This is a genomic window from Fibrobacter sp., from assembly GCF_017545445.1.
Lineage (GTDB): Bacteria > Fibrobacterota > Fibrobacteria > Fibrobacterales > Fibrobacteraceae > Fibrobacter.
Map to the genome: position 1 here is coordinate 1 of NZ_JAFWOM010000140.1, position 15,682 is coordinate 15,682.

Below are 15,682 nucleotides of genomic sequence, written 5' to 3' on the forward strand. Positions count from 1 at the left end.
GCTAGCAATGCAAACGTCGAATTCCGGAGTGCGGAGTTCGTCGAGGAACTTTTCGAACGGGCCAACGTAATCGAGAGCGGAGGTTTCCGGAACGTCACGACCGTCGAGGAGAATGTGGACGCGAACCTTCTTGACGCCTTCCTTCTTGGCCTGGGCGACCATAGCCTTGAGGTGAGCGATGTTGGAGTGAACGTTACCATCGCTAAAGAGGCCGATGAAGTGGAGAACCGTGTTCTTTTCACGAACGTTGCCGGAGATTTCCTTCCAAGCGTCACGGTCGAAGATGTCGCCGCTGTTGATGGCGTCTGCAACGAGGGCTGCACCCTGGTTGTAAACCTGGCCAGCACCGATAGCGTTGTGGCCGACTTCGGAGTTACCCATGTCTTCGTTGGTCGGCATACCGACGGCGCGACCGTGAGCCTTCAAGAGAACGTTCGGGTACATCTTGAAGAGGTTGTCGAGAGTCGGGGTGCGGGCAGCCTTGATGGCGTTGCCTTCGACCTTATCGGTGATACCAAAACCGTCCATCACGATGGTGACGACCGGGCCCTTGATGCCAGGGAAGTTGGAAAGTTTCTTGAGCATATTTACTCCATTAAAATGTTACGCGACAAATTTAGAAACTTTTGCGTAAGGCGAGTGAAACGGGACTGTTTACAGGCCCACTTTTGAGCCTAGCAAAAGACACTCGAAGAGTGTCAAAGGCGAGTGCTGCGGCAAAAGTGTGCAAGGTGAGAATGCGCAAAAACTTGTTTTTGCATTTGCGAGCCGTAGCCACTGACGTCGAAGACTTCAAAACAACTTGTTGTTTTGACATTGCCGAGCCGTACTAAATGCGTGCAAATTGAGTGCCGCAGGCAATGTTTACATTGCCTATGGCCGAGATGCAGCCGCATGGCATCGTAGATGCCAAAAGCGCTCCGAAGGAGCGCCAATATAGAAAAGTGTGCAATGCATGAGAAGTGGGTGTGCTTGCAGATTCTTTTTTGAGTCTGGTAAAATGTTTAAGGAGCATTAAAAAAGCCCTCCCGACTTGGGAGAGCTTCTATAGGAAAATCTATTTTAGATTACTTCGCTTTATAGACGAGCAATTTGAAAGAGACGTCTCCGTTGGAATCAGGTGCAGAGGCTTCCGTGACAATAAATGCGTAGAAGTCTGTTGCAGAACCTGTATTGGGAACGTATTTAGGACCAATTCCCACGTAGAACAAATCAACTACACCCAAGAAGTCCGGAACAGTTTCTTTAAGAGCGCCCTTGAGGTAAGTAAAGGAATCTGTTGTCGGATTTTGCGGCAACCAGTTCTTACTATAGTTAGTGGTTCTGTCTCCATCGCTTTCATTGTCAAAGGCCGCAAACTGGATGCCTGTTGTACTAGAAAGAAGAACGTTTCCGCCAGTGCCAAAGGTCTTGAAGCACATGTCTCCAGTAGTAGCATCTGAAGCTTTTCCTGAAGCAAAACTCAAGCATTTATGAATCTTGGTGTTGAATTCGATGGAAATTGTATCAAGCGGTGCACCCGGAACCTTAGCTTCGGAGGAAGAGCTTTCTGGAATTTTGCATTTTTCTTCAGGACGAACGAAGCCAATTGTATCGATAGTGACGGATTCGATTGCTCCATCGTAGGCCTTTGCCGTAATGTAGAGCGTGAATTCGCCGCATTCGGTATAGTTTTCTTCGAGGTTCGTGTAAAGACCATATTCCTGAAGGTTTATGGTTGTGATTTTAGAACTTGCAAAATCAATCGGTGTTAATGTCGTTGCAACACCACCGCTGGTTTGGCTCTTGCTGACAATATCGAATCTAATGTCGGTGAAACGAGCTTCATCAACGTTTGCAACTGTAGAGGAATCGCCCAAGTCGAGAGTGATATCTCCTCTAAACTTAACTTTGGTAGCGTTTGTTGCACTGACTCCAAGATTGGAGAATACGATTGCGGTTTCTATAGTAGGCTGAGGCAAAGACATTGGAACAAAGGCAGATGAAGAACTGCCTGACGGCATCGGCGGAGCGGAGGTGCTATCATTACCGCATGCAACAAAACTCAATGCACCCATACCGAGTGCACAACCTAAAATCAGTGGCGTTAAGAATTTTGAATTCATATTAATACCCTTTCTCTGTAATCTTTTAATGAAAATAAACAAAATATGGAAAAAAAGCACTACTAATTTAAAAAAAAAGTGTTTAAAAAAGTTGTTGAAAATGCGTGATTTGCATCATAGAACAGTAATTTGGATATTTTTACAAACGATTGTAAAATAAAGTTTTCGTTAGACGTTCATGGAGCGTATAATATCGCGGATTCGGGCAGCTTCTTCGAAGTCGAGGCGGGCTGCAGCTTCCTTCATTTGGCGTTCTAGATCCGCGAGCTTGGAGTTGCCTGGATTGCTTCGCCGGGCTCCCACGCTTCGCTCGGAGTAAGTGTAGCTTGCAATGACGTTAGACGGGGATGCCGCAGAACGGTTGCCGGTCGTGGCTTTCTTTCGTCCCTCGTCTGTAGCTCGCTTGCGAGCGTTCTCTCGTCTAAAGCGCGAGGGCTGCAACGGTTCCATCGGGCGGATACCAGGGGTGATGTCTTCGCTATTTTCCTCATCCCATCTCTCGTCTCTCTCCCAGGTTGGTGAGCCTGTCGAACCATCGTCTAAATCGCCCAGCGGGTCGATGATTCGCAGGTCTTCTTCGATTTTGCGGGTGACGGACTTTGGTGTGATATGGTGTTCGGCGTTGAATTCCTCTTGCAAGGTGCGACGGCGGTTTGTCTCGTCGATGGCTTTTTGCAAACTTTCGGTCATGTTGTCCGCAAACAAAAGCACTGTGCCGTTCACATTACGGCTTGCGCGGCCCATCGTCTGGATGAGGCTGCGGTAGTTGCGGAGGAAGCCTTCTTTGTCGGCATCGAGAATCGCGACCATGCTCACTTCGGGGAGGTCGAGACCTTCGCGCAAGAGGTTGATGCCCACGAGCACGTCAAATTCACCGCTGCGGAGCCCGCGGATGAGTTCGTGGCGCTCGAGCGTCTTGATGTCGCTGTGGAGGTATTTGGCACGGATGTTTGCTTCGATGAAAAATTCCGTGAGGTCCTGCGCCATCTTCTTGGTGAGCGTCGTGACGAGCACGCGGTCGCCGTTTTTCACGACTTCTTCGATGCGATACAGGAGTACGTCCATTTGTCCTTGAATCGGGAACAACTCAATCTTCGGGTCCAAAAGTCCGGTCGGTCGGTTGATCTGTTCGGTCACGACTCCGCTGGTCTTTTTGAGTTCGTAATCGCCGGGGGTCGCGCTCACGAATAGCACCTGCTTCGGGTACATGTACTCGAATTCGGCGAAGTTCATCGGGCGGTTGTCGAGAGCGCAGGGCAGGCGGAACCCGTACTGCACAAGCGTGGTCTTGCGGGACTTGTCGCCTTCGGCCATGCCGCCTACTTGCGGGATGCTCACGTGCGATTCGTCGATCATCAAAAGCCAGTCGTCGCCAAAGTAGTCGATAAGCGTGAAGGGGCGTGTGCCCGGAGCGCGGTCTTCGATGATGCGGGAGTAGTTTTCGATGCCGTTGCACATGCCGGTTTCGCGGAGCATTTCCATGTCGTAGCGGGTGCGGCTCGAAAGGCGTGCCGATTCCAATACTTTGCCTTCCTTGTCGAGTTCGGCAAGGCGGTCGGTAAGTTCGAGTTGGATGCGTTGCAGCATACCCGCGCGATTTTCTTCTTTGGTGACAAAGTGCTTAGCTGGTGCGATGGTGAGTTCTTCGACTTCCTTGATGACTTCGCCTGTGACAATGTTGAAACGGCAGAGGCGATCGACTTCGTCGCCGAAAAGTTCAATGCGCAGCCCATCTTCGTCGTAGCTCGGGTGGACTTCGATCACGTCGCCGCGGACGCGGAATGAGCCTCGGTCGAGGCTAAAGTCGTTGCGCGAATACTGGATGTGGACAAGGTCTCGCAGAATGCGGTCGCGGTCGTAAATGTCGCCCTTCTTGATGCGAACCATCAAGTCGAAGTATTCGCTCGGGCTGCCGAGGCCATAAATGCAGCTTACGGAAGCAACGATGATGACATCGCGGCGGGTGAGGAGGTTGGCCGTTGCGCGCAGACGGAGCTTGTCGATCTCGTCGTTGATGCTTGCGTCTTTTTCGATGAACGTGTCCGTGTGCGGAATGTAGGCTTCGGGCTGGAAGTAATCGTAATAACTGACGAAGTATTCCACCGCGTTGTTCGGGAAGAATGACTTGAATTCCTGATAAAGCTGGGCGGCGAGCGTCTTGTTGTGCGTGAGAATGAGCGTTGGCTTGCCGACATTTTTGATGACATTTGCCATCGTGAACGTCTTGCCGGAACCGGTCACGCCGAGAAGCGTCTGGAACTGTTCGCCGTTCTTGAAACCTTCGGTCAATTCTTCGATGGCTTTGGGCTGGTCGCCTGCAGCACCGTAAGGACTTACGAGGTCAAAATCCGCACGCGTGGGCGCCTGGAACTGCTTGAGTTTTCCGGGCAAGCTCTTGGAAGGCGGTAGCGGTTTAGCTATCGGTTTTGCATACGGATCAGGAGTAATAGTCTTACGTGCGCGAGCCATGATTTAGTAGACAGTAGGAAGTAGACGGTAGACAGGAAAGATAGTAAATAAGAAGTGATTAGTGGCTAGTGGTTGGTGGTTAGGAATGGTCATCTTGGAGGGGACCGTTTGATGGTTACATTGTCCTGTTTACTAACCACTGCGTACAGACTTCTTGTTGTGGCTAAGCATGGCGGGCCATGATTTAGTAGACAGTAGGAAGTAGACGGTAGACAGGAAAGATAGTAAAAGATTAAAAAATCCTTCCTACTTCCTACATCCTACTTCCTACTATTTTCTACATTGCGTTCCATGCTTTGCAATCGGATTCTTGGCACGACTCATCACGGCACTTACAAGAAGGTCGTTGACGTTCCTCTTTTACGAGAGGAACTGACGGCGCGTTCTATCCGCTGCATTGCACGCGATGGTGTGGAAATAGAAATCGACATTTACGAAGACTTGCAAGAAGGCGACATCGTCGCCGAGACGGACTTTAATGTGTATGCAATCAAGATTTACGTACCCAAGAAAAAGCCCGCCGAAGAACCGATGCCCAAGTTCAAGAGCTATTTGTAATTGGATTTTTTGGTTATAGGTTTGCGCAGCGGTCATGCACGAAGTGCTTTGATGTTAAATTGGATTTTTTTTAGCGATTTGTTCAGAAAAGAGTTATATTGATTGTAATCCCCCCATTGTAGAGAGCTTTATGTCGCCAAATAAAAAAATCTGGTCCATTTTTGCTGCATTTCTTTTCGGCACACAGGTTTTTCTTGCATGTACTGAACCAAATCCATCGCTTCCGGTCGATGAGATTGCTGTTCCTCAGACTGCAACTAAGGATACTACAGCGTCTGATACCGCTGTTACAAAAACTGATACCACCACAAAAGACACAGCAGAACTCCATGCAAATTCTGAAAACGGTGATATAATTCGCACCTACATTCTGGGGGATAGTACGGGGGAACTCTACTCTGGCAAATTGTATCTCGATTACCCGGCGGATTCCTTCTTGACTAAGTTCGAACTTGGCGATATTGTGACTGTGGCGATAGACGGCTACGATACTCTTGAAATGCCGGTAGCGGAGTCTTCTGGGGACGTGCCTATTGCATGGTTCATGGTTTCGGCAATAAGTGGTTCGGAAAATGTACTTTTGACAATCCATAACGGGCTGTTATCTGATGCTCTTAGAATAAAGGATTTAACGAAACCCATAAAAGTTACTATCTCCATGAAGGAAAAGGGCGGCTTTCTGTTTGGCCTCGAAATGCGTTATGCCCAGTACATGGATTATTACATAGAAAATTATCCAGAACTTTCCGTTGAAGAATTTGCAAACTTTAGGGAAGTCCGCACCACGGGTATGGGTAAGAACAAACTCTATCGTTCTTCTAGCCCCATTGACAATTGTCTCGGACGCAATCTCAAGGCGGATTCTCTCGCGAAAGAAGCGGGGGTTGCCACGTTTATAAATCTAGCGGATTCTGAGGAGAGTGCCAAGTCATTTAATGGTTTTGACTCATCTTATTATTCGTCGCAAAACGCAATCTTTTTAGCAATGCCCGTAGAATTCTTTACCAGGTCGTTCCAAAAGAGACTTGTAAAAGGGTTCCGCTTTATGATTGAGCATGATGGGCCGTATTTAGTGCATTGTACTTATGGCATGGACCGCACCGGTTTTACGATTTCCGTTTTGGAAGCGCTGATGGGGGCAACTTCCGAAGATATTCAGGCTGATTACGCGAAGACGTTTAGCAACTACTATAACGTTGTCGATGGAAAGCAAGTTCCTTTGAATGAACAGCAAGTGGATTTTTTCAAGAATGTCGTTACAAGGAATTTGCAAGCAGTCTATCACGCAGAGAAGATTGAAGTTCCTGATATAGACCATGCCGATTGGGCTACCGCAACGGAGAAATATTTGAGAGTACTCGGAATGACTCCGGAGGAAGTTGCTACTTTAAAAAGCAAGTTGAAGTAATAGATTCTTAATACCAAATTTTCTCGTCACCGATGGTGGTCATCGGGCCGTGGCCGGGAAAAACGATGGTTTCGCTAGGGAGCGTGAGCAGTTTGCTTTTAATGCCGCTTACGAGGGTGAATTCGTCGCCGCCGAAAAGGTCGCTGCGTCCGCGGCTGCCTGCGAATAAAATATCGCCAGGGAAAAGGAGTGGCGGTACGTTGTCTTGTCCGTTCACTTTGCCGGGATTTTCGCAGTAGAACGCGAGACCGCCGGGGGAGTGGCCTGCAACGTGAATCACTTGCAATTTGATTTCTGGAATTTCAACGTTGTCGCCTTCGTCAAGGAATTTGCCGAGAGCGGGGGCGATGTCGTTGCAGGGGAGGCCGAACATTTGAGCTTGTTCTTGCTGCAAGCCTAAAAGGAATTCGTCTGCTTTATGCGCTTCGGCTTTGATGTTGTAAGTGCGTTCGATAAAGGCGTTTCCGAGCACGTGATCGAGATGCAAGTGTGTGTTCAGAAGGCGGCGAACGTTGAGGTGCTCGCTCTTGATGTAATCAGCTAGTGCCGCCTGTTCGCGGGCGTTGCTTACGCTGGGGTCTATCAAGATGGCGTCGCCGGCATTATTGCTTAAAATGTAGGCGTTTACACCGAACGGATTGAATACAAATTGCTTGATATTCATCATAAACCTCTTAACGTTTCTTTTTGCGCTTGCGTTTTAAACGTTCCCGTTTGACGCTTTCCATGGAAACTTCGTGGAGAATGTCTAGGACGCGTTCCCGTGCGTAAGATTTGTTGAGCTTGCGGTGCGTGACAAAGTCTAGCAGCAGTACGCATAAAAGTAATAATCCGACAAAGATGGAGAGGGAAATAGGCCAAAGATGGACGGAAAATTTAGTGGCGACGAGACCGAACGCAGGGGGCATGATGATGGAGCCGACGTAAGAACCGGCTAGCTGGATGCTGATGGCGCGGCTCGAAAGTGCTTCGCCGAAACGTGCCGGGGTCGCGTGGATGAGGGAGGGATAGACGGGGGCGCAGCCGAGTCCGAGCAAGCAAATGCAAACGGGCAACATCCATAGCGGAAGTGGGAGCGAAAGCACTAGGCAGCCTGCAGCGACGATGAAAATGCCTGCGTAAATCAATCGGTGATCGGTAAACTTGATGGCGAAAAATCCACTGATGATTCGCCCGATCATCACGGAGGCAAACATCAACGAAACGACCATTGCTCCGACTTCGGGCTTGAATCCGCAAGCGGTGAGGTAGGTGCCGCACCAAAGGCTTGTCGAAATTTCGAGCGCAGAATAAAAGAAGAACGTGAAAAACGAAAGTTTCATGCCGGGAACGCGGAGGGCTTCGCGGAAACTGAGCTGTGCGGAATTGTTGGCTTTGCTATCGTGTGTTGCGGTTTCGAGATTCGTGGCGCCCGATACTCCGCCATTTGCTTCTTGCTTTTTCCACAGCGGGAGCGAAATCAGAATCATCGTGAAAATGATTGCTAGAAGAATGGCGACCATTTCATAAGCTCCTCGCCAACCGTTGCTTGTCATAATCGAGAATGAAAGGAGCGATGGTCCGAGTGTCGCCCCGATTCCCCAGCTTGCGTGCAGCCAGTTCGTATGCTTGGATTCCAGATAAACGGCGGCGAAGTTGTTCATGGCCACGTCAACGGCGCCAGCTCCAATGCCCATCGGGATTGCCCATAAGCAGAGAATGTTGAACGAGTCCGCAAATCCGTAACCGATGGAGGCGATTGCTGTAAGCGCGATGCTGTAGGCGACGAGCTTGCCTGTCCCTAGAATGCGGAGGAACTTTGGTGTCAGTAAACTGGATATGATTGTCCCGATGGAAACTATAATGGAGAGAATGCCGGCTGCCGAAATGGGCGTGTTGAGGTCTTGCTGCATGAGCGGCCAAGCGGCTCCGAGAATGGTGTCGGGGAGGCCTAGCCCAATAAATGCTACGTATATGACGATAAGCAAAAAAATCATCGAAGGTAATTTATAAAAAAGATGGCGGCTCTGGGGCCGCCATGATAATGTTTAGTCAGAGATCCTTCGACTCGTTGCACTCGCTCAGGATGACACTTTAAAAAAATGCCCGCACGATGGCGGGCATGACAATGTTCAGTTAGAGATCCTTCGACTCGTTACACTTGCTCAGGATGACACTCTCCTAACCATTAACCACTGTCTACTTCCTACTTCCTACCGTCTACTAACCTTTAATTTCCCAGGTCGTGCCTTCTTTGCTGTCCTTGATGACCACGTTCATGGCGGCGAGTTCGTCGCGGATGCGGTCACTTTCGGCCCAGTTCTTGTTGGCACGGGCTTCCTTACGGGCGGCAATCAGCGCTTCGATCTTTGCGACATCTACGCCGTCGTTCGCGCCCTTCTTGGCGTATTCTTCACGAGGCTGGTCGAGCTTCAGGCCGAAAATCTGGTCGAAGTCGGCCACGAGGGCAGCCTTTTCGCCGTCATCGATTTCGCTCTTGAGCATCGTGTTCATGATGCCGAGTGCACGCGGCATGTTCAAGTCGTCGCCGATAGCTTCCTTGAACTCGTTCTGGAACGCCTTGGCTGCTTCGCTAGTGATGGCGGTAGCCTTGCCAATCAGCGGGTCTGTCTTCTTGTGCAAGCTCTTGAGGCCTTCCTTCGCGCCTTCCAAAGCTTCCCACGTGAAGTTCAGGTAGTTGCGGTAGTGGCTGCCAATCGCGAAGAAGCGGTAGTCGAGCGGGTTGAAGCCGCGGTCCATCAGAAGCGTGACCGTCAGGAATTCTCCGCTAGACTTGCTCATCTTGCCGAACTTGGTTTCGGTCGTGCCGTCTTCAAGCTTTTCTTCGCTAGCGGTGCGCAGGAATTCTCCGTGCATCCAGAAGCGTGCAAACTGAACGCCGTTGGCGCATTCGCTTTGGGCGATTTCGTTGGTGTGGTGCACGCGGATGTGGTCGGTGCCGCCGCAGTGAATGTCGAGTGTCGGGCCGTTATACTTCATGGCCATGGCGGAGCATTCGATGTGCCAGCCAGGGAATCCGACACCCCATGGGCTGTCCCATTCCATGGCGCGCTTTTTGTCCTTCGGGCTGAACTTCCAGAGAGCGAAGTCGGTGGCGTTCTTCTTTTCGCCCATGTCGATGCGGCTACCCTTGCGGAGGTTTTCCACGTCGAGGCGAGCAAAGTCAGCGTAGCGCGGGAACTTGAGGCTGTCGAAGTAGATGCCATCGCTAGTGCGGTAGGTGTAGCCCTTTTCTTCCAAGGTCTTCACCAAGTCAATTTGTTCCTGGATGTGTTGCGTTGCCGGCGTCCAGCGGGTCGGTTCCTGGATGTTTAAGCGGTGCCAGTCGGCCATGAATGCGTCGGTGTAGAACTTTGCGATGTCCCAAACGGACTTGCCTTCGCGTGCAGCGCCCTTTTCCATCTTGTCGTCGCCGGAGTCTGCATCGCTGGTGAGGTGGCCCACGTCAGTGATGTTCACGATGTGGTTCACCTTGTAGCCGTAGTACTTAAGCGTACGGACCAGGAAGTCTTCGAAAATGTAGGTGCGGAGGTTGCCGATGTGGGCAAAGTGGTACACCGTCGGGCCACAACAGTACATGCGCACGGCGGGAACGCCTTCAGGAAGTGTGAAAATCTCTTTCTTACGCGATGCAGTGTTATAGAATTGAAGTGCCATTTTAGCCTCCGGTTAGTTAAATGCGGCGCGGGATGCGTCGGACGGGCACAAAATTAGAAAATTATACCAATCTTTTCAGCCCTTCGATGTTCTTGAGTACGATTTTTCCGCGCTTGATTTCGACAAGTCCTTTGGTGGCGAATTCCTTGAGCATGCGGGCGACGACTTCGCGGGCAGAATTTACGTCGCGGGCGATTTCTTCTTGCGTTTTCTTGATTTCGGGATTGCCTGTGCTTTGGTAGGCGTCAATGATGTAAGCGGCGAGGCGTTGGTCAAATCGCTTGAAAAGCATTTGCTGGATTGCCCAAATTGTCTGCGAATAACGTTTGGTGGAGCTTTCGAAGACGAATGCACGGACGTGAATGTTCGAATCCATAAGGCGAGCGCAAACGGAAGAGGGAATGACAAGCACGGTTGTATCTTCTTCGGCGGTGACGATGGCATCGAATGTCAGTTGTTGGATGACGCAAAAGGCTGTCGAAACGCAGAACTCGTTTGCATGGGCGCGGTAGAGCGTGACTTCGCGACCTTCGTCAGAAATGAGGCTTACGCGGATTCCACCGCTCAAAATGAGGATGATTCCGAGGCATGCGGAACTGTTGCTGCTCACCAGCTGATTCTTGTTGAAGCGTTTTGTGATGGCACGCTGCGAAACAATCGCTTTTTCTTCTGAAGAAAGATTTGCCCAAAACGGAATTTTCGGTAAGATTTGGCTGATGGAAATTGCTTTGAATTCGTTGTTCATTAAATGCCCCTTATACAGCAATATAAAAAATGCCCGCTAAGGTTGGTGTGCTTGCTGAACCACGCGGGCATGGTATGATTGCTTATAACATTCCGACGATTTGGTTTTTCGGGCGGACGCCAACGGAGGAGTTTACGACTTTGCCTTTTTTCATGACAACGAGCAGCGGAATGCTGGACACGCGGAATATGGTGGCAAGTTCCCCTTCTTCATCGACGTTCACCTTACCGACTTTTACTTTGTCCTTGTATTCCTCCGTGATTTCGGAGATGGTGGGCGAAAGCATCCTGCAAGGGCCGCACCACGGTGCCCAAAAGTCGATTAAGACGGGCTTGTCGGAATTAAGGACTTCGCGTTCAAAATTTTCACTTGTGATTTTTAATTCAGTCATTGTTTTACCTCTTTTTTCTTGTTTACACCTATATTTTAGATTTTGCGGTGTGGTAAAACTGTGACTAGGTCACATTAGAGAAAATTTTTTTTAGAATCTCAGAACTATACGCCTCGGCGGTTTGGATCCCAAATGACTTTGTGAAGTTGTACTTGGAAACGGGCGTTATTTTGGAGCATTGTTTTGTCCGAAAGCATCCATTCCACTATTTTTTCGTTTTCAAGTTTTCCGAAGACTGGTGAAATAAATATTTGCGGCATGTTCTGCGGCAATCGATGTGCGAGTTCTGCGACTACCGAAGATGTTTCTTGCAAATCTTCTACGGAACCGACGACGAATTTGAGCACATCGTGTTTGTCGAGCGTTGCGAGATTTTCCATCTTCATTTGATGCGTCATGCCGCTACTTTTGCATTTCCAGTCCATTGTGTAAAAGACACCCGGTAAGTGCTTTTGACATGCGACTGTGCCGTTCGTTTCGATGTTCACTTGATAGCCGCGGTCGCTCAGAATTTGCAACAGTTCCCACGTACCGGGGTGAATCAATGGCTCGCCGCCGGTCAATGTTACATGACGAATCCCAGTTTTTTCGATGGCCGCCATGATCTCTTCGACGCTCATTTGCGTGTAATCGTTACCCTCTACGGCGTACATCGAATCGCAGTAGGAACAACGTAAATTGCAACCGAACAGCCGAACGAAAACTGCGGCAAGTCCTGTGCGGATGCCTTCGCCTTCGATGCTTACGAAAATTTCGGAGACTTTCATTTTAGCCTCGGTTATTTTTCGTACTCAACGATGTTGCCTTCGCTTTCCTGAATTTGCACTTTGTAGCAGTGCGGAACGCGGTCGCAAATCCAGCGGGCCATGTTCTCGGCAGTTGGATTCACGTCGATGACGTCGTTCAAGAACTGGTGATCTAGCTTTCCGTGCACGAGTTCCTTGACTTTCGAAAAATCGACGACCATGCCGTTCTCGTCAAGCGTTTCGGATTCGCAAAAGACGGTGATAATCCAGTTATGGCCATGGAGTCCACGGCATTTGCTTTCGTAAGGGAGCGAAAGACGGTGTGCTCCCGAGATTTCCATCCGCTTGATGACGCGATATTTGCTCATGCCAGATACTCCGTGTTGTCGGTGATGCCTGCTGCAGCGAGAGCTTCTTTGCGTTCGATACAAGTGCCGCATTTGCCGCAGTGCTTTTCGAGACCCTTGTAGCAAGACCAAGTTTGTGCGTAATCAATGCCGAGGGCCGCTCCCTTGCGGGCGATATCCGCTTTTGAAATGGAAGTGTAGGGGGCATCGATGAATATATTCGCATATGTTCCTGCCGAAATTGCCGCCGACATGTTATCTACAAATTCTTTGCGGCAGTCAGGGTAAACGTCATGGTCGCCGAAGTGGTTTGCCATCATGACTTTTTGGAGTCCCTTGCTTTCTGCGAGGCCAGCCGCAATAGACAACATAATTCCATTGCGGAAGGGAACTACGGTCGATTTCATGTTTTCGTCGGCGTAATGCCCTTCGGGAATTGCATCCGCTCCGGAGAGCAGCGATGATTCGAAATGTTCCGCCATAAACTTCAGCGGAATCACGACATGTGGAATGCCCAGAGCTTCGCAATGTTTTTTTGCGAATGGGATTTCCTTGTGGTTGTGGTTGCTGCCGTAATCGAACGAGACGGCGAGCGCGATTTCTTCGGCCCTGTCGTAGAGCAAGGTTACGCTGTCCATCCCTCCGGATAGGACTAATAACGCATTTTTTTTATTGCCATTCATTTTGGCTCCTAGTTTTGTTTATAGTCAGGATGGATTTCGAACTGACTGATGGCAAATATAGAAAAATGTGCCTTAGCTACCGTATGGAAATTCTCGTTACGAGGCTTGCTGAACCGCTACGGACACGCACCACGTACAGACCGTCGGCGATGGAGGAAAGGTCGAATACGCCCTTGCTGTTTTCCATGCTGAAAATGGGGCGGCCTTGCATGTCGAACACTTCGACTTTGGAATCCTTCGCTGCGGTTCCCATAACGAACAACGTGCGGCCTGCAATGTGTATGGAAATGTTGTTCGGTATTGCGAACATCTTGATGGCATCGCTCGTGTCCTTGACGGTTGTATCGCGAACCGTCGTGTCTTTAACCGTTGTATCTTTTACTGTGGTGTCCTTTGCGGTTGTGTCGGGCGGGTTCAGGATAGAATCTGGGTATGGCGTTTTGACTTCAGAAGCGGGGTGCGCCTTGAGGCTTGCCATGACGCTATCGTATGCGGGCTTCGGTTTGTATTGCTTGTCAAAGAGCAACCCTTCGGTCTTGCCCTGTTGTTCGTCGAGCCAGCTGTGCGCATCGGTAAGTCCCCAGATGACAAATTCGCCCATGTTCGGTTCTTCGAGGAACACGTCCATGAATTGGCGGTACAAGTGCCCTTGCTTGGCGTAGTCTGCGGCAGTGAGCTTGCCTGCCGAACCCTTCGGAAATCCGATGTCGAGTTCGGTGATGTTCAATGTTACTCCAAGTTCAGCAAGTGCTTTTGCAAGAGCGCGCACATTTTGCGGAGTCGTTTCATGTGCAATTTCTATGTGCGTCTGCGTCCCTACGCAAGTGATGGGGATGTTGTTCTTTTTCCAACGCTTCACTTGTTCCACGACAAAACTTGCTTTGGAACCTTCGCGCAGCCCCCATTCGATGGAGTAGTCGTTATAGCAAAGTTCTGCGTCCGGGTCGGCTTCGTGTGCCCAGACAAATGCGGAGTCGAGAAATTCTGCGCCGATGCCTTCGTACCACACGGAGTTTGTAGAACGCCAATCGGCATTGTAATCGTCATTGATAGCTTCGTTCACCACGTCCCATTCGGCGATTTGGCCTTTCCAGTGTCCGACGACTTTGGTGATGTGGTTCTTGAGGACAGCGAGCAGTTTTTGTTTCTGCCCTTTGTAATTGTTCACCCAATTTGCAACTTGGCTGTGCCAGGCGAGTGCGTGGCCACGGACACGGAGTCCGTTCGCTTGTGCGTATTTGACCATCTTGTCGCCCTTTTCGAAGTTGAACTCGTCTTCTTTGGGTTCGGTCGCGTCGAACTTCATTTCGTTTTCGGCGACGACTACGTTGAATTGCGTCTTGTGGATTTCTTCGAATTCCGGTTCAATCGCATCGTTGAACCATTCGCTGTTCAAGATTGTGCCGATAAAGCGACCGCGTTCCTTGGCGAGCTGTCGAATAGTTTCGTCTGCGGCTTGGGCGTTCATGAAGCCTACGCCTATAATTGCGGTGCACAATGCAAAATGCGATAAAGCGTGAATCTTTTTCATCTCGTATTCCTTTATCAACCCATTTGCACCAAAACGAAAGATAAATAAAACTGCTTTAAAAGTCAAATACGAAAAAGCCCCAGCTCGCGTTGAGCCGGGGAATGACGTCGTTCTCTTTAGTTGAAAGGCTATAAACCTTCTCACGCCTTACAATAATGTACATGAAATATCGACTGAATACTTTTTCCTTAGGCACTCCATGCCCACCTTGTTTCACACGGCTCTGAACGCGTTCCCAGTTGATTGTCGGATCTTGTGTTGATACAAAGTAGAGGTAAACCTTGAACCCCTTATCTTTTGCTTCCTGCAATAACTGCAGTTTTGATTTGTGTGAAAATACAGTTTCGTAGAAAAATGTGCCGTCATGTTCAAGCATTTTAGCCATCAAATAATCAACAATATAGGCTGCAACGGTATTTATGGTCTTGTAGTCTTTTTTACCATTCCATCTAAAAAGGTTTTTTTCAAACACGATTCTTTTTTCAATATATTCAATGGTCGTGTCATTGCTAGGACGTGTATTTTTACTTGCAGAAACAAGAAACTCTTCTATATGGCATGAAATAGGCCAGCCTTTGATGCTGAACCCTTTTTGTTTTAAATCCTTGGCAATTTTATCTGCATTGATGTCGAGCCTTTCTGCGAAATATTTTTGTTTTATGAGATGGTCATACAAACTGGATTTGCCGGAGCCATTAGGCCCAGCGAATACTCTAAAACGTTTCGTGATCATATGCAGATAACTTTTTTTTCGATTTTCACGGGCGGTTTTACATGTCCGATGGCGGTTCGTTTTCCGCTGGGAAACATTTTATAGATTACGGTTCCTTCGGTAAAACAGACTGGCACTCCATTTGAACGAGCCTTGTTGAACGCCGCAAAACCCGCCTTGGAATATACCGATTGGCGTTTCTTGTTATCTGATGACTCAGTTATGGCTTCTTTTGTTGCTGTGGCCATGTTTATCCTTTAACCAAAAAGTCTGTTTTCATTAAATATATAATTATATCTGAAGAAGAATCTCTTTCTTGCTTTAATTTCG

14 protein-coding genes and 1 pseudogene are annotated in these 15,682 nt (G+C 49.1%); 2 read left to right on the forward strand and 13 right to left on the reverse strand.

Annotation, left to right across the window (positions count from 1 at the left end; genetic code table 11):
* The 3 genes and pseudogenes from IKG78_RS16095 to uvrB form a co-directional block, all read right to left on the reverse strand.
* Positions 1-585, reverse strand: a pseudogene (locus tag IKG78_RS16095) (2,3-bisphosphoglycerate-independent phosphoglycerate mutase); the annotation flags it as partial.
* 482 nt (positions 586-1,067) lie between these two features.
* Entirely contained in the window at positions 1,068-2,105 is a 1,038-nt protein-coding gene (locus IKG78_RS16100; RefSeq protein WP_290945348.1) for a hypothetical protein, read from the reverse strand.
* A 168-nt stretch (positions 2,106-2,273) separates the two neighbouring features.
* Positions 2,274-4,574: an excinuclease ABC subunit UvrB gene (uvrB, locus tag IKG78_RS16105; protein ID WP_290945350.1), complete on the reverse strand. Its 2,301-nt coding sequence runs from the start codon at positions 4,572-4,574 to the stop codon at positions 2,274-2,276.
* A gap of 291 nt (positions 4,575-4,865) precedes the next feature.
* Between uvrB and IKG78_RS16110 the strand changes: the two genes are divergently transcribed.
* Together IKG78_RS16110 and IKG78_RS16115 are read left to right on the forward strand one after the other, a co-directional pair.
* On the forward strand, positions 4,866-5,132 hold the full coding sequence (locus tag IKG78_RS16110) for a hypothetical protein (protein WP_290945352.1): 267 nt from the start codon (positions 4,866-4,868) through the stop codon (positions 5,130-5,132).
* Between the two features lie 130 nt (positions 5,133-5,262).
* Positions 5,263-6,540 (forward strand): tyrosine-protein phosphatase, encoded by a 1,278-nt coding sequence (locus IKG78_RS16115; RefSeq protein WP_290945354.1) that lies wholly within the window; start codon positions 5,263-5,265, stop codon positions 6,538-6,540.
* Between the two features lie 7 nt (positions 6,541-6,547).
* Here IKG78_RS16115 and IKG78_RS16120 read toward each other — a convergent pair whose 3' ends face one another.
* The 10 genes from IKG78_RS16120 to IKG78_RS16165 form a co-directional block, all read right to left on the reverse strand.
* Complete coding sequence (locus IKG78_RS16120) at positions 6,548-7,207, reverse strand: MBL fold metallo-hydrolase (RefSeq protein ID WP_290945356.1); 660 nt, start codon at positions 7,205-7,207, stop codon at positions 6,548-6,550.
* A gap of 7 nt (positions 7,208-7,214) precedes the next feature.
* On the reverse strand, positions 7,215-8,507 hold the full coding sequence (locus IKG78_RS16125; RefSeq protein WP_290945358.1) for an MFS transporter: 1,293 nt from the start codon (positions 8,505-8,507) through the stop codon (positions 7,215-7,217).
* Between the two features lie 235 nt (positions 8,508-8,742).
* Entirely contained in the window at positions 8,743-10,197 is a 1,455-nt protein-coding gene (gene cysS, locus IKG78_RS16130) for a cysteine--tRNA ligase (RefSeq protein ID WP_290945360.1), read from the reverse strand.
* A gap of 61 nt (positions 10,198-10,258) precedes the next feature.
* Positions 10,259-10,942, reverse strand: coding sequence for a Crp/Fnr family transcriptional regulator (locus tag IKG78_RS16135; protein ID WP_290945362.1), 684 nt, complete (start codon positions 10,940-10,942; stop codon positions 10,259-10,261).
* An 82-nt stretch (positions 10,943-11,024) separates the two neighbouring features.
* Positions 11,025-11,333 carry a thioredoxin gene (trxA, locus tag IKG78_RS16140; protein ID WP_290945364.1) on the reverse strand — a complete coding sequence of 103 codons (309 nt, stop codon included), beginning with the start codon at positions 11,331-11,333 and terminating at the stop codon, positions 11,025-11,027.
* A gap of 104 nt (positions 11,334-11,437) precedes the next feature.
* The gene (locus IKG78_RS16145; RefSeq protein ID WP_290945365.1) at positions 11,438-12,100 is read right to left on the reverse strand and encodes a radical SAM protein; all 663 of its coding nucleotides are present in this window, start codon (positions 12,098-12,100) and stop codon (positions 11,438-11,440) included.
* Between the two features lie 11 nt (positions 12,101-12,111).
* The gene (gene queD / locus IKG78_RS16150) at positions 12,112-12,447 is read right to left on the reverse strand and encodes a 6-carboxytetrahydropterin synthase QueD (protein WP_290945367.1); all 336 of its coding nucleotides are present in this window, start codon (positions 12,445-12,447) and stop codon (positions 12,112-12,114) included.
* Positions 12,444-13,109 carry a 7-cyano-7-deazaguanine synthase QueC gene (gene queC, locus IKG78_RS16155; RefSeq protein WP_290945369.1) on the reverse strand — a complete coding sequence of 222 codons (666 nt, stop codon included), beginning with the start codon at positions 13,107-13,109 and terminating at the stop codon, positions 12,444-12,446. Before queC ends, queD begins: the two co-directional genes overlap by 4 nt.
* A gap of 76 nt (positions 13,110-13,185) precedes the next feature.
* On the reverse strand, positions 13,186-14,640 hold the full coding sequence (locus IKG78_RS16160) for an endo-1,4-beta-xylanase (RefSeq protein ID WP_290945371.1): 1,455 nt from the start codon (positions 14,638-14,640) through the stop codon (positions 13,186-13,188).
* Positions 14,641-14,695: 55 nt separating this feature from the next.
* Positions 14,696-15,373 (reverse strand): zeta toxin family protein, encoded by a 678-nt coding sequence (locus IKG78_RS16165; protein ID WP_290945373.1) that lies wholly within the window; start codon positions 15,371-15,373, stop codon positions 14,696-14,698.
* Positions 15,374-15,682: the final 309 nt, after the last annotated feature.

Excerpts from the sequence above, each read along its gene's own strand:
- IKG78_RS16120 (WP_290945356.1), bottom strand. The coding sequence starts at position 7,207 with ATGATGAATATCAAGCAATTTGTATTCAATCCGTTCGGTGTAAACGCC.
- queD (WP_290945367.1), bottom strand. The coding sequence starts at position 12,447 with ATGAGCAAATATCGCGTCATCAAGCGGATGGAAATCTCGGGAGCACAC.
- trxA (WP_290945364.1), bottom strand. The coding sequence starts at position 11,333 with ATGACTGAATTAAAAATCACAAGTGAAAATTTTGAACGCGAAGTCCTT.
- IKG78_RS16100 (WP_290945348.1), bottom strand. The coding sequence starts at position 2,105 with ATGAATTCAAAATTCTTAACGCCACTGATTTTAGGTTGTGCACTCGGT.
- IKG78_RS16165 (WP_290945373.1), bottom strand. The coding sequence starts at position 15,373 with ATGATCACGAAACGTTTTAGAGTATTCGCTGGGCCTAATGGCTCCGGC.
- IKG78_RS16145 (WP_290945365.1), bottom strand. The coding sequence starts at position 12,100 with ATGAAAGTCTCCGAAATTTTCGTAAGCATCGAAGGCGAAGGCATCCGC.
- IKG78_RS16135 (WP_290945362.1), bottom strand. The coding sequence starts at position 10,942 with ATGAACAACGAATTCAAAGCAATTTCCATCAGCCAAATCTTACCGAAA.
- uvrB (WP_290945350.1), bottom strand. The coding sequence starts at position 4,574 with ATGGCTCGCGCACGTAAGACTATTACTCCTGATCCGTATGCAAAACCG.
- cysS (WP_290945360.1), bottom strand. The coding sequence starts at position 10,197 with ATGGCACTTCAATTCTATAACACTGCATCGCGTAAGAAAGAGATTTTC.
- IKG78_RS16160 (WP_290945371.1), bottom strand. The coding sequence starts at position 14,640 with ATGAAAAAGATTCACGCTTTATCGCATTTTGCATTGTGCACCGCAATT.
- queC (WP_290945369.1), bottom strand. The coding sequence starts at position 13,109 with ATGAATGGCAATAAAAAAAATGCGTTATTAGTCCTATCCGGAGGGATG.
- IKG78_RS16115 (WP_290945354.1), top strand. The coding sequence starts at position 5,263 with ATGTCGCCAAATAAAAAAATCTGGTCCATTTTTGCTGCATTTCTTTTC.
- IKG78_RS16110 (WP_290945352.1), top strand. The coding sequence starts at position 4,866 with ATGCTTTGCAATCGGATTCTTGGCACGACTCATCACGGCACTTACAAG.